The 16,303-nt window shown below is 77.1% G+C and carries 12 protein-coding genes; 10 read left to right on the plus strand and 2 right to left on the minus strand.

Annotated elements, in window-relative coordinates; all coding sequences use genetic code 11:
- Nucleotides 1–32: 32 nt before the first annotated feature.
- From ACFCLZ_RS29105 to ACFCLZ_RS29115, 3 genes are read left to right on the plus strand one after another with little or no spacing between them, the layout of a single operon-like run.
- On the plus strand, nt 33–1,457 hold the full coding sequence (locus ACFCLZ_RS29105; protein ID WP_380280749.1) for a sensor histidine kinase: 1,425 nt from the start codon (nt 33–35) through the stop codon (nt 1,455–1,457).
- A complete protein-coding gene (locus ACFCLZ_RS29110; RefSeq protein ID WP_380280750.1) occupies nt 1,442–2,107 on the plus strand; it encodes a response regulator in 666 nt (221 codons plus the stop codon). The genes ACFCLZ_RS29105 and ACFCLZ_RS29110 overlap by 16 nt, the downstream gene beginning before the upstream one ends.
- Nucleotides 2,108–2,151: 44 nt before the next feature.
- Nucleotides 2,152–2,847, plus strand: a complete 696-nt coding sequence (locus tag ACFCLZ_RS29115; RefSeq protein WP_380280752.1) for an alpha/beta fold hydrolase — start codon at nt 2,152–2,154, stop codon at nt 2,845–2,847.
- Between the two features lie 813 nt (nt 2,848–3,660).
- Here the strand turns inward: ACFCLZ_RS29115 and ACFCLZ_RS29120 are convergent.
- Both ACFCLZ_RS29120 and ACFCLZ_RS29125 read right to left on the minus strand, forming a co-directional pair.
- A complete protein-coding gene (locus tag ACFCLZ_RS29120) occupies nt 3,661–4,851 on the minus strand; it encodes a glycosyltransferase family 4 protein (RefSeq protein WP_380280754.1) in 1,191 nt (396 codons plus the stop codon).
- A complete protein-coding gene (locus tag ACFCLZ_RS29125; RefSeq protein WP_380280756.1) occupies nt 4,848–6,317 on the minus strand; it encodes a glycosyltransferase 87 family protein in 1,470 nt (489 codons plus the stop codon). Before ACFCLZ_RS29125 ends, ACFCLZ_RS29120 begins: the two co-directional genes overlap by 4 nt.
- Nucleotides 6,318–6,573: 256 nt before the next feature.
- Between ACFCLZ_RS29125 and ACFCLZ_RS29130 the strand changes: the two genes are divergently transcribed.
- The 7 genes from ACFCLZ_RS29130 (at nt 6,574) to ACFCLZ_RS29160 (ending at nt 16,111) form a co-directional block, all read left to right on the plus strand.
- Complete coding sequence (locus ACFCLZ_RS29130; RefSeq protein WP_380280758.1) at nt 6,574–7,659, plus strand: GNAT family N-acetyltransferase; 1,086 nt, start codon at nt 6,574–6,576, stop codon at nt 7,657–7,659.
- Nucleotides 7,660–7,854: 195 nt separating this feature from the next.
- Nucleotides 7,855–9,276: a PLP-dependent cysteine synthase family protein gene (locus ACFCLZ_RS29135; RefSeq protein ID WP_380280760.1), complete on the plus strand. Its 1,422-nt coding sequence runs from the start codon at nt 7,855–7,857 to the stop codon at nt 9,274–9,276.
- Nucleotides 9,277–9,305: 29 nt separating this feature from the next.
- Nucleotides 9,306–10,097: an aminotransferase class IV gene (locus tag ACFCLZ_RS29140; RefSeq protein WP_380280762.1), complete on the plus strand. Its 792-nt coding sequence runs from the start codon at nt 9,306–9,308 to the stop codon at nt 10,095–10,097.
- A 159-nt stretch (nt 10,098–10,256) separates the two neighbouring features.
- Nucleotides 10,257–11,054: an ABC transporter ATP-binding protein gene (locus ACFCLZ_RS29145; RefSeq protein WP_380280764.1), complete on the plus strand. Its 798-nt coding sequence runs from the start codon at nt 10,257–10,259 to the stop codon at nt 11,052–11,054.
- The gene (locus ACFCLZ_RS29150) at nt 11,051–13,615 is read left to right on the plus strand and encodes an FtsX-like permease family protein (RefSeq protein WP_380280766.1); all 2,565 of its coding nucleotides are present in this window, start codon (nt 11,051–11,053) and stop codon (nt 13,613–13,615) included. The genes ACFCLZ_RS29145 and ACFCLZ_RS29150 overlap by 4 nt, the downstream gene beginning before the upstream one ends.
- A 325-nt stretch (nt 13,616–13,940) precedes the next feature.
- On the plus strand, nt 13,941–14,498 hold the full coding sequence (locus ACFCLZ_RS29155; RefSeq protein ID WP_380280768.1) for a hypothetical protein: 558 nt from the start codon (nt 13,941–13,943) through the stop codon (nt 14,496–14,498).
- Nucleotides 14,495–16,111: a multicopper oxidase family protein gene (locus ACFCLZ_RS29160; RefSeq protein ID WP_380280770.1), complete on the plus strand. Its 1,617-nt coding sequence runs from the start codon at nt 14,495–14,497 to the stop codon at nt 16,109–16,111. Before ACFCLZ_RS29155 ends, ACFCLZ_RS29160 begins: the two co-directional genes overlap by 4 nt.
- Nucleotides 16,112–16,303 lie beyond the last annotated feature (192 nt).

A 16,303-nucleotide genomic window follows, 5' to 3' on the forward strand; every position in this document is an offset into this window, starting at 1 on the left:
CGATGGGCACGGGGCGGGCAGCGGGTGGGGGCGTGGACGAGGACGTTCGCATCGACGACGTTCGCGTCGAGGCCGTGCGCATCGAGGACGCCTCCGCCGACGGTGCGGCCGACGCGCCGCAGGCCGCGCCCACCGTCGCCGTCCAGGCCACGCTGCGCGCCCGGCCGCTCCACTTCCCGTTCACCCGCGACTCGCTGCGCTGCTGGGCCTACCTGGCCGGCGGCTCCCTGCTCGGCCTGGTGGTGGCCGTCCTGCTGGCCGCCCTCGCCGTGCTCGGCCTCGGGCTCTCGGTGGTCGGTGTCGGCCTGCCGCTGCTGCTGGCCGTCGCCCTCGCCGGCTGGCCGGTCGGCGCCCTGGAACGCCGCCGGCTGCGGCTCGTCGAACCGTCCCCGGTGCCCGATCCGCACCGCGCGCTGCCCGGGGCCGGCCGCCGCGCCCGGCTCCGGACCCGGCTGCGCGAGCGCGCGACCTGGCGCGAACTCGCCCACACCCTGCTCGTCGGCCCGCCGCTCACCGCCGCCGGACTCGGCCTCACCGCCCTGCTGCTGTTCTCCGCGGCGCTGGTCGTCAGCCCCCTCGTGGTCTGGGCGCTGGCCCCCGAGACCGTCATGCTGATCCCCGGCCACGTCGTCCCCGGACCGCTGTACGCCCTGCCCGCCAGCGCCGTCGGCCTGGCCGGACTCCTGCTCGGCAGCTACGCCGGAGCGCTGCTCACCACCGCCCACGTCCGGCTGGCCCGGCTGCTGCTCGGCCCCCGCGAGGAGGACCTCGGCCGGGAACGGGTCGTCGAACTGACCCGCTCCCGGGCCCGGCTGGTGGACGCCTTCGAGGCCGAGCGCCGCCGCATCGAACGCGATCTGCACGACGGCGCCCAGCAGCAGCTCGTCGCGCTCGCCATGACCCTCGGCCTGGCCGCCCACGAACTGCGTGAACGCGGTGCCGCCGGCGCGGGTGGCACGGGCGCGGGTGACGCGGCCGCCGACGACCCGGCGCTCGCCCTGGTCGACCGGGCCCGCGGCGAGGCCCGGCAGGCCCTGGAGCAGCTGCGCGGACTGGTCCGCGGCATCCACCCCCAGGTGCTCACCGACCACGGGTTGGCCGCCGCCGTCACCGAGGTCGCGCTGCGCCACCCGATCCCCGTCGAGGTCGACCTCGACCTGCCCGGCCGGCTGCCCGGCCCCGTCGAGTCCACCGCCTACTTCACCGTCACCGAGGCGCTCACCAACACCGCCAAGCACAGCGGCGCCACCGCCGTCACCGTCCACGGGCGGATCGCGGACGGCAGGCTGGTGCTCCAGGTGACCGACGACGGCCGCGGCGGGGCCGACCCGGCCGCCGGGGCCGGACTGCAGGGACTGGCCGACCGGGTGGCGATCCTGAGAGGACGACTGATGGTGACGAGTCCGACCGGCGGGCCGACCAGGCTCCGGCTGGAGGTGCCGTGCTCCGGCTGGTGATCGCCGAGGACGCCGTCCTGCTCCGGGCCGGGCTGGTCGAGCTGCTCACCCGGGGCGGCCACGAGGTGGTCGCCGCCGTCGGCGACGCGGACGCCCTCGCCGCCGCCGTGGACGCCGACCGGCCGGACGTCGTCGTCACCGACGTCCGGATGCCGCCCGACTTCCGGGACGAGGGCCTGCGCGCCGCCCTGCGGCTGCGCGACCGCCACCCCGGGCTGCCCGTGCTCGTCCTCTCCCAGTACGTGGCCACCCCGTACGCCACCCGGCTGCTCGGCGCGGCCGGCGCCCAGCGGGCCGGGCTCGGCTACCTGCTCAAGGACCGGGTCGGCGAGGTGTCCGAGTTCCTGGACGCGCTGCGCCGGGTGGCGGGCGGGGAGACCGTGATCGACCCGGAGGTGGTCCGGGTGCTGCTCCGCCAGCAGTCCGCCGACCGCCCGATCGCCCGGCTCACCCCGCGCGAGCGCGAGGTGCTGGGGCTGATGGCGGAGGGCCTCAACAACCAGACGGTCGGCGCCCGGCTGAGCATCACCGAGGCGTCCGTGGTGAAGCACTGCGGGAACATCTTCATGAAGCTCGACCTCGACCCGGTCGAGGGCAACCGCCGCGTCCTCGCCGTCCTGGCCCACCTCGCCGACCTGCGCGGCGAGTAGCCGCGGCACCCAGCGTTGTCGGTGCCGGGCACTACGGTGCCGCCATGACGGAATTCGTACTCGTGGCGGGTGCCTGGCTCGGCGGGTGGGCCTGGGACGACGTGCTCCCCGACCTGCGCGCCGCCGGGCACGGCGTCCACCCGCTGACCCTCTCCGGCCTCGCCGAGCGGCGCGGTGAACCCGCCGGACAGCAGACCCACGTCCAGGACATCGTCGACCTCGTGGAGGAGCGCGACCTGCGCGAGGTGGTCCTGGTCGGGCACAGCTACTCCGGCATCCCGGTCGGGCAGGCCGCGGAGCGGATCGGCGACCGGCTCGCCCACCTCGTCCTGGTCGACGCCAACATCCCCGTCGACGGGCAGGCGTTCGTCGGCGCCGGCCCCTGGGGCGGCGCCGTCGCCGAGGCGATCGGCGCCAACGACGGCTTCTGGCCGCCGCTCACCGCCGCCGACTACGCGGGCCAGGGCCTCACCGACGCGCAGATCGCCCGGATCGTCACCGGCTCCACCCCGCACCCCGGCGGCACCCTCACCGAACCCGCGGCCCTGGCCGGCCCCCTCGCCGCCCTCCCCGCGACCTACCTCACCTGCCTCCTCGACAGCCCCGAACCCCCGCCCCCCGTCGCCACCCTCCTCCGCGACGCCGGCTGGCACCACACCACCCTCGACACCGGCCACTGGCCGATGTTCTCCCAGCCCACCGCCCTCGCCGACATCCTCCTGACCGCCACCACCCACTGACCCGCCCCGCCCTCGCCGGCTTCCTGTTGACCGCCGCCACCCACTGGCCACGTGCTGGCCTGGCCTGCCCTCGTCGGAGGTTCTCCTGGCCATCGCCCGCTGAGCTGGGCCGCTCCACCCTGCGGGCGCGGGAGAGGTCGCCGAACCCGGCCCGGGCCCGGTTGCCGGACCGGGCGGTGGGGGGCGAGGCCACTGCGGTAGTCGACAGCCGGGACGGCCGATGTTCTCCCAGCCCACCGCCCTCGCCGACATTCTGCTGACCGCCGCCCCGCTGACGACGTGCCGGCCTGGCCTGCCCTCGCCGGAGGTTCTCCTGGCCATCGCCCGCTGAGCTGGGCCGCTCCACCCTGCGGGCGCGGGAGGGGTCGCCGAACCCGGCCCGGGCCCGGTTACCGGACCGGGCGGTGGGGGGCGAGGCCACTGCGGTAGTCCACAGCCGGGACGGCCGATGTGTCCGCGTGGATGTGTGGTTGGCCCGGTGGGGTGGCGAGGTGGGGCGGGGCTGTTTCGTCGGGCCGCCTTGGTCGGTCTGCGGCTGGGTTGGCCGGGGGACGGCCCGGCCGTGCGGTTCGGTGGTGCTGTCATGGTCGGCCTGGGGGTGGCGGGTTGGGGTTTGGCTGCGTGGGGTGGTGAGGTGGGGCGGGGCGCTTTGTCGGGCTGTTTCGGTTGGTCCGTAGTCGGGGGCTGGGGGCGGCGCGGTTGTGCGGTTGGCTTGGTGGGGGTGGCGGGTTGGGGTTTGGTTGGTCCGTGGTCGGTGCGGTGGGGTGACCGGCTGGGCTGTTGGGGCTGGGGCGGTGTTGTTGGTGTGTTCGATCAGCGGGGTTGATCCGGTCGATGGTGGTCGACTTCGGGTCGGGGGCGGGGTGGGAGGGCGTCCTGCTTCGGTGAGGTGGGGCTCTCCGTGAGGAGGGTGGTCAGGTGGTGGGCGGTGGTGTCCCAGGACCACTGGGTGCGGACCCAGTGGCGGCCGGCGGTGGTCATGCGGGTGCGGTCCGGGGCGGGGGTCTGGAGGATGCGGGTGATCGCGGTGGCGACGGCGGACGGGTCGCGGCCGTCGACGACGGTGCCGTTGACGCCGTCGAGGACGGCGTCCGGGGCGCCGCCGGAGCGGCCGGCGACGACCGGCAGGCCGGCGGCGGCCGCTTCCAGGAAGACGATGCCGAGGCCCTCCGCCTCCAGTCCGGCCCGGCGGGTGCGGCAGGGCATCGCGAAGACGTCGGCCGCGGCGTAGGCGGCCGGGGTGTCGGCGTGTGCGCGGCCGCCGGCGAAGACGACCGCGTCGGGGGCGGTGAGCCGGCGGGCGAGGTCGCGCAGGCGCCGTTCGTCGGGGCCCTGGCCGACCAGGACGAGGACGGCGTCCGGCACGGTGCGCCGGATCAGCGGGAGCGCCCGTATCAGGGTGTCCTGGCCCTTGCGGGGGACGAGCCGCGCCACGCAGAGGATCACCGGCGCCTGCGGGCCGGTCTCCCGGGGGTGTGGGCGGAACAGTTCGGTGTCGACGCCCGGGACCAGCCGCTCCAGCCGGGCCGCGGGGCCGAGCGCGGGGGCGATCCGGTCGCGGGTGTAGGGGCCGAGGTAGGTGACGACGTCGACGCTGTCGCCGATCCGCCGCAGCAGGCGCCGGGCGACGGGGGTGCGGGCCCACCAGATCTCGTGGCCGTGTGTGGTGGCGACGGTCCGCCGGATGCCGGGGGCCAGCCGCCGCAGCCCGGGGGTCATCGCGGCGAGCGGGGCGGCGGCGCCGAACCAGACCCGGTCGCAGCCGTGCGCCCGGGCGAGGTCGGCGGCCCGGCGGGTCACCCGGGGAGTGGGGAGCAGCATCCGGGACCGGTCGCGGATCACCGGGAACGGGAGTGCGGCGTCATGGCGGGCGGCGCCCGGTTCGGCCGAGGTGTAGACGACGACCTCGTCGGCAGGCAGCCGGGTGGCCACGGCGTGGACGAAGGTCTCGATGCCGCCCTGCCGGGGCGGGAAGTCGTTGGTGACGATGAGCGTGCCGGTCATGGGAGGGAGACCACCTGGGGTGTGCGGGGGCGCGGGGCGGCGGCCGGGGCGGACTGCGGCGCCGGGAGCCGGGTTCGGCGGGAGAAGCGGGAGAAGCGGGAGAAGCGGGGGACAGGGGGGATTCGGGGAACACGGGGGCTGCCGGACAGGCGCGGGAGGAGGGCCAGGACGGCGGGCAGGGCGAGGTAGCCGAAGCGGCCGGCCGGGGCGAGCAGGAACGCCAGGGTGAGCCCGAGAGCGAGCCGGTCGGCGGCGGCGACGGTGTCCCGGGGCGGGTGCCGGACGAGTGATCCGGCGACGGCGAGTCCGGCGAGGAGCAGCAGGGCGAGCGCCGCGTACCAGCCGCCGGGGGCGAGGTCGGCGAGCAGGCGGCCCGGCAGCGGGCTGCTCGCCGGGGTGGGCAGGCCGCCGCGACCGGTGGGGAAGGCGAACACCTGCTCCACCAGCGGCCCCGGCGCGCGCAGTGCGCTGGGCAGGACGAGCGCGGCCGTGCCGACGGCGGCGGTGGCGGCCGTCCGCAGGGCCGCCCGGCGTCCGGCGGTGACGGCGAGCAGGGCGACGGCGACCGCGACCGCGGGCCAGGCCGTCCACTTGAGCGCGCAGGCCAGCGCGAGGACCGACCCGGCTGCGAACGGGCGGGCCCGCCCGGCCAGGGCGAGCGCGAGCACACAGAGGCCGGTCAGTGGCAGGTCGACCCCGCTGACGCAGAGCGGCAGCGCGACCAGCGGCGAGGCGAGGAGCGCGGTCACCGCGAGTACGGGCACGGTCGGACCGCCGCCGGGCGTGAGCCCGCCGGACGCGGACGCGGACGCGCGCGCGGCGGTGAGCGGCACGGCGCCGCGTCCGCGCGGGCGGACGGCGGCGGCCAGGCAGCCGAGGAAGACGGCGGCGCACCAGAGGCGGGCGTCCCCGAGCAGTCGGGCCGGCCATCCGTCCGCGCCGAACAGGGCGCGCGGCAGTCCGAACAGTGCCATCCCGGGCAGGTAGGGGGTGTACTCGGCGACCGTCTGCGGCTCGGCCAGGTACGGCGTCCCGTGCCGGAGCAACAGCTCGCCCGACCGTTCGATGACGGCGACCTCGCTCTGCCCCTGCCCGCCCACGAGCAGGACGAGCAGCGGCGCGAGCACCGCACCGGCCAGCGCGACCGCCACCGATCCGGCGCGCGCCCACCGGGGCGGCAGGGCGAGCACGGCGACCGCCGCCGCCAGGTACCCGGCGGCCGCGAGCAGCCCCCAACTCCGGTGCGGTCCCAGCCCGGAGGTGAGCGGGAACGCCCCCGCCCACCCGGCCGCGACCAGCCACCCGCCGCACCACAGCGCCCTCCGCCCGCCGGGTGGGCGGGGCGGACCGGAGGAACCCGGTGGACGGGGGACGCGGTGGACACGGCCGGGGCGGGGCGGACGGCCGGGCCGGGAGGCGGGGCCGGGAACGGAGGGCAGCGGGGTACGGATGCGGTGAATCGGCACCACTTCATTGCAGCGGCGCAGGTCGGCGAGGTCATGACGGTCAGGTCGAGTCCTCTGGTCGGGTTTCCCCTACCACCGGGCGGGCGGCCGGGGCGGCCCGCGCGTCCGGATCACGGCCTCGTCGGGGCGGTCGGTGTGCATGGGGGTGGGCTCCTCCTCGTCAGTGGGCGTTCCGAACAAGGGAATTCGTATCCGATCTCACGTTCGGTGTCCACCGAATTACGTTCGGTGCCGATCGCTCGCTATCGTGGACCGCGTGGTGAGGTCCTGGGATGCGGCGGTCGGGCGGGCGCAGGAGCGGTTGGCGACGGCGCCCGGGGTGCGGGTGGTGGGGGAGGGCGAGGGGCGTGGATTCGCGCTCTGGGACCTCGCCTCCTGCGCCGAGGGTCAGTTGGGCGAGTGCGTCGATCCGGTGGCGATCGGCCCGGCCGAGGAGCGCCGGCTGCGCGAGCGCCTCGGCGAGAACGGCCGCGAGTGGCCGGGCGGCGAGCTGTACCGCCGCCGGTACTGGCTGCTGGACGGCGGCACCGGCGGCACGAGCGGCACGAGCGGCACCGACGGTCCCGGAGCGCCCGGCGGCCCGCCTCCCGCCGAGCCGGTCGGGACCGTCGCCGTCGACAACTGGACCAGGGCGCCGGGCCAGTTGGCCGTCTCCTCGCTCTACCTCCGCCCCTCGGCGCGCGGCCGCGGTCTGGCGGCCGCCGCCCTCGACCAGGTCTACCGGGCCGCCACCGCCGAGGGCCTGCCCGGCTACCGGCTGGAGGCGCACTGGACCCGGCGGCACGCCACCCGCTACTACCTGCGCCGCGGCCTGTGGGTGGTCTCCTGGAAGCGCGCCATCGGCCTCGCCCGGATGCCCCAACTCCCGCCCTACCGCGTCCGGGAGGAGGAAGGACGCCTGGTGCTGTCGGTCGCCGACCGCCCGTCGCCCGACTCCACCGGCACCGCCTGGACGCCGCTGCTCGCCAGCGGGAGCGAGGGCCGCCGGCTGCGGCTGGACGAGACCGCCGCCTACCGGCAGGCCGACGGCTGGGTGCACGGCTACGCCCGCTCGACGCTCGCCCTGCACCTCGCGCTCGCGGGCCGCCCGTTGGTGCGCGGCCCGCAGTGGTGGGCGGAGGCCTGGCGCTGGGCGGACATCGGTGAACCGGAGGGCCTGGCCTACCGGATCGAGGAGATCGAGCGGTCGGCCCGGGCCGAAGGCCGGACGGTGGCCACGCCCTACCGGCCCCCGGCGGCCCCGGGTGTGCCCCGGCCGTCGGCCGAGGCGCTCCTGCCGGCGGAGGCGCTGTGGCCGGAAGCCGCCGTCCCCCGACCGCCGGACGGCGCGCCGATGCCCTGAGCCCGCCCCCGGACGCCCCGCCCCCTGAGCCTGCCCCCGGACGCCCTGCCCCCGGACGCCCCGCCCCCGGACGCCCCGGGCCCGGCGCCGGGATGAGGCGCAGGACACGGCCTACCGGCGCGCCGCCCTGGGCAGGCTCCGCCGGACGCACGCGTCGACATCGCCCACAGGACATCGAGTTGAGGAGAGCCCGCCATGCCCGCAGTGCACGAATCCGTACTCGACGCGATCGGCGGCACGCCGCTGTTCCGCCTCGCCCGGCTCGGCGCCGGTCTCGCCGCGCCCGTCTACGCCAAGGCCGAGTTCCTCAGCATCGGCGGCAGCGTGAAGGACCGCGCCGCGCTGTCCATGGTGCTGGCCGCCGAGCGCGAGGGACTGCTGGCGCCCGGCGGGACGATCGTGGAGGCGACCTCGGGAAACACCGGCATCGGCCTGGCGATCGTCGGCCGCCAGCGCGGGTACCGGGTGATCGCGGGAGTCGCGGACCGGGCGGCGCCGGAGAAGTCGGACATCCTGCGCGCGTACGGCGCCGAGGTGGTGCTCGCGCCGACCGCCGTGCCGCTGGAGGACCCGGCGCACCTGTTCAACGTCGTCCGGCGGCTCGCCGAGGAGACGCCCGGGGCCTGGCTCGCCGACCAGTACGACAACCAGGCCAATCCCGACGCCCACGTCCGCACCACCGGCCCGGAGATCTGGGAGCAGACCGGCGGCCGGGTGACCCACTTCGTCGCGGGCGTCGGCACCGGCGGCACCATCACCGGTACCGGCGGCCACCTGAAGGCGGTCTCCGGCGGCGCGGTCACCGTGATCGGCGCCGATCCCGAGAGCTCGGTCTACGGGGGCGGGGACGGCAGCCCGTACTACGTCGAGAGCATCGGCCACTTCATCCACCCCGACACCGTCGAGGACCGCTGGCCGCAGGCCTACCGCAAGGACGTCGCGGACGCCTTCGAGCGCATCCCGGACCGCGAGTCGCTGATGACGGCCCGCCGGCTCGCCCGGGAGGAGGGCATCCTGGCCGGGCCGTCGTCCGGCACGGCGGTGGCGGCCGCGCTGCGGGTGGCACGACGGCTGGGACCGGAGGACCTGGTCGTGGTGCTGCTGCCGGACTCGGGCCGGTCCTACCTGTCCAAGGCGCACAGCGACGCGTGGATGCGGCAGTGGGGCTTCCTGGAGGAGGACCTCCCGGAGGACGGCCTCCCGGCCCAGGGCGCCCCGGCGGCCCCGGCCGGCCTGCGGCGGCTGCTGGCCGGCGCCGGACGGCTGGTCACAGTGGACGCCGGAGCGACGGTGGGCGAGGCGGTGCGGGCGCTGCACGGCGTGCCGGGCGGCGTCGCCCCGGCGGTCCTGGCGCGCCCGGCGCGCCCGTACGGGGTGAGCGCGGTGGAGGTGGTCGGCTCGGTGTCCCGGGAGGTGCTGGCGGCGGCGCTCGCGGTCGGCGCCGCCGGGCCGGACGCCCCGCTGGGCCCCCTGCTCGGGCCGGCGCTGCCCGCGGTGGGCGTCGGGCAGTCGGTGGCGCAGGCCCGTGCGGCGCTCGGGGCGGCGCACCCGGGCGTGCTGGTGCTGGTGGACGGCCGGGCCGCGGGGGTGCTGCCGCGGCCGGTGCTCACCTCCTAGCAAGGGCGGGCCCTGGGAGACTCGACGCCATGGCAGAGATCGAGATCGACGGCGCCCCCGCCGACCCGGCCCGGCTGGCGGCCCTGGGCCTGCTCAACTACGGGCACTTCACCACCCTGCGCGCCGAGGCTGGCCGCACCCGGGGCCTCGCGCTGCACCTGGACCGGCTGGTCCGCGACTGCCGTACGGTGTTCGGCGCCGGGCTGGACCGGGCGGAGGTCCGCGCCCGGATCCGCCGGGCGCTCCCGGCCGACGGCGCGCCGGTGATCGTCCGGGTCACCGTGTTCGACCCGGCGCTCGGACTGGAGCGCCCCGCCGCCCCCGCCGTACCCCACCTGCTGGTCACCACCCGCCCGGCGCCGGCCGCCGCGCCCGGCCCGCTGCGGGTGCGTACCGCCGCGTACCGGCGCGAGCTGCCGGAGGTGAAGCACGTCGGTCTGTTCGGCCTGCTGCACCAGCGCCGGCTCGCCCAACTCGACGGCTACGACGACGCCCTGCTGCTCGACGACGCGGGCCGCATCACCGAGGGCGCCACCTGGAACCTCGCCCTGTACGACGGCCGCGAGCTGGTCTGGCCGGAGGCCGCCGCGCTGCCCGGCGTCACCGCCGCCCTGCTCGCCGGCGCCCACAGCGGCCCGCAGCGGCGCGAGCCGGTCGCCGCGGCGGACGGCCTCGGCCGTTTCGTGGCCGCCGTCGCCGTCAACGCGGGCGTCGGCGTCCGCCCGCTCGCCGCGATCGACGGCACCGCCCTCGACCCGGCCCACCCGGTGGTCGCCGAACTGCGCGCCGCCTACGAGCGGGTCGAGGGCGAGCGGATCTGAGCGGACCTGACCGGGTCCGGACGGAGAGGTCCGGACGGCGGGGTGCGGGGGTTAACCCCACCCCGGGTCCGCCAGCGGCCTGCATGGTCCGCCGGACCCCGCCTTCCTAGCCTGGAACACGTCGACGACCAGCGACGATCCGCGAAAGAAGGCAACGCCATGGCACCCCGCCGTTCCCGCCCCCAGCCCGAGCCGACCGGGCGCCCCGCCGCCCACGCCGCGATCGAGCTGCGCGGCGTCCGGCGCAGCTACGGCCGCGGCGGCGAGACCGTCCACGCCCTGCGCGGCGTCGACCTGGCGCTCGGCCACGGCACCTTCACCGCCGTCATGGGACCCTCCGGCTCCGGCAAGAGCACCTTCCTGCAGTGCGCGGCCGGCCTGGACCGCCCGACCGAGGGCGAGGTGTACCTGGGCGGCGAGGAGATCACCCGGCTGAGCGAGGACCGGCTCACCAAGCTGCGCCGCAACCGGATCGGCTTCGTCTTCCAGTCCTTCAACCTGCTGCCCTCGCTGACGGTCCTGCAGAACGTGCTGCTCCCGCAGCGCCTCGCCGGGGAGCGCCAGGACCGCGCCCGGGCGAAGGAGCTGCTCGCCCAGGTCGGCCTCGGCGACCACGGCCGAAGGCGCCCCGGGGAGCTGTCGGGCGGTCAGCAGCAGCGCGTGGCGATCGCCCGGGCGCTGATCACGGCGCCGGACGTGCTGTTCGCGGACGAGCCGACCGGCGCGCTGGACACCACGACCGCGCACGAGGTGCTCGGCCTGCTGCGGCGCGCGGTGGACACCATGGGCGCCACCGTCGTCATGGTGACCCACGACCCGGTGGCCGCCTCGTTCGCCGACCGGGTGGTCTTCCTGGCCGACGGCGCGCTCGCCGACGAGCTGTACCACCCGGACCCGCAGACGATCGCCGAGCGGATGGTCCGCCTGACCGCGCGCCCGCTGGGGGCGGCGGCATGAGCAACGGACTCGCCCGCGCCTCGGTGCGTTTCCGTCCCGCGTCCTTCGTGGGCACCTTCGTCGCCCTGCTGTTCGGCGCCGCGGTGATCATGGCCTGCGGCACGCTGCTGCAGACCGGGATCACCGCCTCGGTGCCGTCCGTCCGGTACGCCGAGGCGCCGGTCGTGGTGGCCGCCGACCCGAACGTCTCCATCAAGTACAAGAAGAACGGCGACGACGACACCCACGAGCAGCCGCTGGCCGAGCGGGCCCGGGTGGACGCCGGCCTGGTGGCCCGGATCGCCGGACAGCCCGGCGTCGCCGCCGCCCGCCCGGACACCGCCTTCCCGGTGCAGGACGCCTCCCGGTCGCCCCAGGCCCCGGCGGGTCCGCTCACCGGTCGAGGCTTCGCGGCGCTCGGTATCGCCGGCCCGCAGGACAAGCTGGTCGAGGGCCGCGCGCCCGGCGCGGAGGAGGTGGTGCTGGACGCCGACACGGCGCGCGCCGCCCACCTCGCGCCGGGCGCCACCGTGGCGCTCACCGCCCCCGGCGGCAGCGGCAGCTACCGGATCTCCGGCCTCGCCGCCCCCCAGCAGACCGGCCCCACCGCCTGGTTCGCCGACCAGCGGGCCGACCGCCTCTCCGGCCACCCCGGCCGGGTCGACGCGATCGCCGTCCAGCCCCGCGAGGGCGTGGACCGCAAGGCCCTGACCGCGCAGGTGAAGCAGGCCGTCGGCGGCGCCGCCGAGGTGCTGAGCGGCAAGGGGCGCGGTGGCGTCGAGCAGCCCGCGCTCAACGAGGCCAAGGTGATGCTGATCGCGATCGGCGGTTCCTTCGGCGGCACCGCCACCATGACCGCCGTGTTCGTGGTCGTCTCCACGGTCGCCCTGGCCACCGGTCAGCGCGCCCGCGAGTTCGCCCTGCTGCGCGCCGTGGGCGCCACCCCGCGCCAGATCCGCCGCACCATCGCCACCGAGGCGATGCTGGTCGCGCCGCTCGCCGCCGCGCTCGGCATCCTGCCCGGCCTGGGCCTGGCCCGCTGGTGGTTCGACGGGATGGTGGAGCGCGGCGCCGTCCCCACGGACGTCGAGCTGTCCGTCGGACCGCTGCCGATGCTCGTCGCCGTCGCGGCCTGCACGCTCGCCGCCCTGACGGCCGGCTTCTTCGCCGCCCGCCGCCCCTCGCGGATGCGGGCCGTCCAGGCGCTCGGCGCGGCCGCCGTCGAACCGGCCCGGCTCGGCATCGTCCGCACCCTGCTGGGCGTGGTCTTCACGGCCGGCGGGGTGGTGCTCGCCGCGGTCGCCGCCGAGCTGGACGGTGCCGACGCCGCCAACACCGCGCTCGGCGTGGTGATGTCCTTCCTGGTCGGGGTCGCCCTGCTCGGCCCGTGGGTGGCGCGGCTCGCCGCCTGGGTGCTCGGCCTGCCGCTGCGGGCGGGCGGCGCGCCCGGCTCGCTGGCCGCCGACAACACCCGGGCCAACGCCCGCCGGCTGGCCTCCGCGATCACGCCGATCGCGATGGTCACCGCCTTCTGCGGCACCCTGCTGTTCATGCAGAGCACCATCCGCCACGAGACCGGCGAGCAGGTGCGCACCGGCATCACGGCCGACCACGTGCTCGGCTCCACCGGCCCCGGCCTGCCCGCCGCCGCGCCCGGTACGACCGGTGTCGTCGAGCAGGCGGCCGCGGTGCCCGGGGTGGACGCGGCCGTCGGTGTGCTGCGCACCGGCATCGTCTACCGGGACGGCGACCAGCTGCTCTCCGCCACCGCGCTGGGCGTCACCGGCGACCCGTCCCGGCTGCCCAGGGTGCTCGACCTCGGCGTGCGCAGCGGCTCGCCGGCCGAGCTGGGCCGCGCCGCGGACACCGTCGCGCTCTCCACCGACCTGGCCTCGACCCTGGGCGTGAAGCTCGGCGAGCGGGTGTCGTTCTGGCTCGGCGACGGGACGGAGGTGAAGCCGCTGGTGGTCGCGACCTACGAGCGCGGGCTCGGCTTCGGCCAGGTGCTGCTGCCCCGGGCGGCGGTCGCGGAGCACGTCACCGCCGCGTACGACAGCCAGGTGCTGGTCGCGGACGCGCCCGGTGCCGACCGGGCCGCGGTCGCCCAGGGCCTGTCCGGCCTCGGCGTCCCTGGGCTGACGGTGACCGACCGGGCGGGCTTCGCGGCGCAGGCCGACAAGTCGCAGGAGATGGGCTCCTGGGCGAACACGGTGATGGCCGGCGTGCTGGGCGGGTTCGCCGCCGTCACGGCCGCCAACACCCTGGTCATGACGGTGCTGGACCGGCGCCGCGAGGTCGCGCTGCTCCGGCTGGCCGGCACCACCCGGCGCCAGGTGCGCCACATGATGCGCTGGGAGGCGCTGCTGGTGGCCTCGGCCGGCCTGGGCGTCGGCTCGGTGATCGCCTGGCTCACCCTGGTGCCGATCACCCGGGGCATCGCGGGCGCCGCGCCGCACGTCCCGGCCGGGACGGCGCTGCCGCTGGCCGCCGCGGCGGTGGCGCTCTGCCTGGGCGCGACGGCCCTGCCGGCCCGGGCCCTGCTGGGGTCCAGCCCGGTCGCCGCGGGCGGCGGGAAGCAGTAGCGGAGCGGAGACGGGGGCTCCCGGAGCACACCGGGGGCGTGGACGGGCGGTGCGCGCGGGGTCGGCGCACCGCCCGTTCGGGTGACAACGGCGCGCTGAACAGGCGGGAGAGCGGGGTCGTCGGCCGGAAAGCGCGGGCGTCGCCCGGATAGTGAGGGGTGATCAGCCGCGCTCGCGGCCGCGCCCCCTCCGGTGCCGCGTGCCCGCGGCGCCCGTCCCGCCCGCACCCCGCGCCGAGCGCGTCCGGCATGCCCGTCACCCCGGCGTGCCCACGCCGCCGCGGCGCGCCCGGCAGAGAGAAGGCCGACCGTTGAGCAGTCCCCCGGTGACCCGCACGCCCCGCCTGCCACTGTTCCCCCCGGCGCGTACGGCGGACGGTCCGCCGGCGCCCCCGGCGGTCCGCCTGCCCCGGCTCCTGCTGCGCGGCGCCGCGACCGCCTCGGCCGCGCTGGTGCTGGCCGGGACGGTGCTGGCCGCAGGCTTCCTGAACGGCCACTACGAGGCGCTGCGGGCGCACGAGGTGGCCGCGATGGCGCTGGGCGGTGTGCTGGTCGTCCAGCTGCTGGCGGCCGCGCTGGTCGTCCGGTCCGCCGGGCCGGCGGGGGAGCGCGGGCCGCGGTGGCCGCTCGTGGCGGCGGTGCTGCTGCTGATCGCGAACGGGGCGCAGACCGGGACGGGCTACGAGCGGGCGGTCGGTGCGCACGTCACGCTGGGCGTGCTGCTGGTCAGCGCGCAGCTGTTCGCGCTGGTCGGCGCGTGGCGGCTGCCGCTGACGTCGGCGTCGGCCGTTCCGCGGCCGGCGCAGGACGGGACCGGGCGGCTGCCCAGGCCGTCCGGCACGGGGGCCGGCAGCGGCACCGGGCCGGTGGAGGTGGCGCCGTGAACCGCCGCCGGTTCCTCGGCGCCGGCGCGGCCGTGCTCGGCGCGGGCGCCCTCGGGGCCCTCACCGTCCCGGCGGCCGCCCGGCTGCTGGCCGAGGGCCGGCCGGGCCGGCTGCTGAGCAGCGACGTCCCGCTGCCGGAGGCGTTCCAGGTCCCGCTGCCGGTGCCCGCCGTGCTCGCCCCGGCCCGCTCCGACGCCACCGCGGACTACTACGAGCTCACCCAGCGGACCGCCCGGCTGGAGATCCTGCCCGGCCTGCGCACCGAGGCCTGGACGTACGGGGGCAGCTACCCCGGCCCGACCCTGTCCGTCCGCTCCGGCCGCCGGACGGTGGTGACCCACCGCAACGAGCTGCCGGTGCCCACCGTGGTCCACCTGCACGGCGGCCACACCCCGGCCGACAGCGACGGCTACCCGGTGGACCTGGTGCTCCCGGTCGGCTCCTCCGCCGACCACCTCGCGGGCCGCGCCGCCGGCCACGCGATGGCCGGGATGGGCGGGATGGCCGGAATGGGCGGGATGACCGGGACGGACGCCGCCGACCCGGCGCGGACCGTCACCGGCACCCGCGCGTACACCTACCCGGGCCACCAGCGCGCCGCCACCCTCTGGTACCACGACCACCGGATGGGCTTCACCGGCCCGGCCGTCTGGCGCGGCCTGAGCGGCTTCCACCTCGTCCACGACGACGAGGAGGACGCCCTGCCGCTGCCGCGCGGCGAGCGCGACCTCCCGCTGATGCTCGCCGACCGCGCCTTCGCCGCGGACGGCTCCCTCGCCTACCCCGCCGCCGACCCCGAACTCGCCGTCCCGGGCGTCACCGACGAGTACATGAACGGCGTCCTCGGGGACGTCATCCTGGTCAACGGCGCCCCCTGGCCGCGCGCTGCGGTGGACCGGGCCCGCTACCGGCTGCGCCTGCTCAACGCCTCCAACGCCCGCCTCTACCGGCTGGAACTCGACCCGCAGCCGCCCGGCGGCGACGCGCTGGTCCAGATCGGCGGCGACGGCGGCCTGCTGGAGGCGCCGATCGCGCACGACGCGGTCGAGATCGCGCCCGCCGAGCGCTTCGACCTGGTGGTCGACTTCTCCCGCTACCCGCCCGGCACCGCCGTGCGGCTGATGAACCGCTTCGGCGGCGGGCGGACCGAGGAGGTGATGCTCTTCGCGGTCGGCTCGCGCCGGGTGAGCGACGACTCGGCCGTGCCCGAGCGGCTCTGCACCCTCGAACGGCTCGACCCCGAGGACGCCGTGACCACCCGGGTGTTCGGCTTCCGCCGCAGCCGCGACGGCGACTGGACCATCAACAACCGGCTCTACCGGCCCGGCAGCGCGCTCGCCCGCCCGGCGCTCGGCAGCACCGAGATCTGGCGGTTCTTCAGCGATGTCCACCACCCCGTCCACGTGCACCTGAACCCCTTCCAGGTGCTGTCGCGCAACGGCGGCGACCCGGGCCCGTACGACGCGGGCTGGAAGGACACCGTGGACCTGCGGTCGGCCGAGGCGGTGGAGGTGCTGGTGCGGTTCACCGACCACCCGGGGTCGTACATGCTGCACTGCCACAACCTGGAGCACGAGGACATGGCGATGATGGCGGACTTCGTCGTGGAGTGACTCCGGGTGCCGCGGACCGGCCTCCGCGTCACGCGTTCACCCGATTCACCCGATTCACCCGTTCGGCGGAGCGCGGGCGGGCGTCCAGGACGCCCGCCCGCGCTCCGCCGTAGGGTCCCCGGGCCCGTATTCCGACGTGCCGCCCCGTGACGGCTGCCCTAGCGTCGCGGGGAGGACGGCCACCGGCCGGTC

The organism is Kitasatospora purpeofusca, from assembly GCF_042691725.1.
GTDB lineage: Bacteria > Actinomycetota > Actinomycetes > Streptomycetales > Streptomycetaceae > Kitasatospora > Kitasatospora purpeofusca_B.

Coding starts and splice junctions, on each gene's coding strand:
- ACFCLZ_RS29115 (WP_380280752.1), top strand. CDS start 2,152: ATGACGGAATTCGTACTCGTGGCGGGTGCCTGGCTCGGCGGGTGGGCC.
- ACFCLZ_RS29120 (WP_380280754.1), bottom strand. CDS start 4,851: ATGACCGGCACGCTCATCGTCACCAACGACTTCCCGCCCCGGCAGGGC.
- ACFCLZ_RS29135 (WP_380280760.1), top strand. CDS start 7,855: ATGCCCGCAGTGCACGAATCCGTACTCGACGCGATCGGCGGCACGCCG.
- ACFCLZ_RS29140 (WP_380280762.1), top strand. CDS start 9,306: ATGGCAGAGATCGAGATCGACGGCGCCCCCGCCGACCCGGCCCGGCTG.
- ACFCLZ_RS29145 (WP_380280764.1), top strand. CDS start 10,257: ATGGCACCCCGCCGTTCCCGCCCCCAGCCCGAGCCGACCGGGCGCCCC.
- ACFCLZ_RS29150 (WP_380280766.1), top strand. CDS start 11,051: ATGAGCAACGGACTCGCCCGCGCCTCGGTGCGTTTCCGTCCCGCGTCC.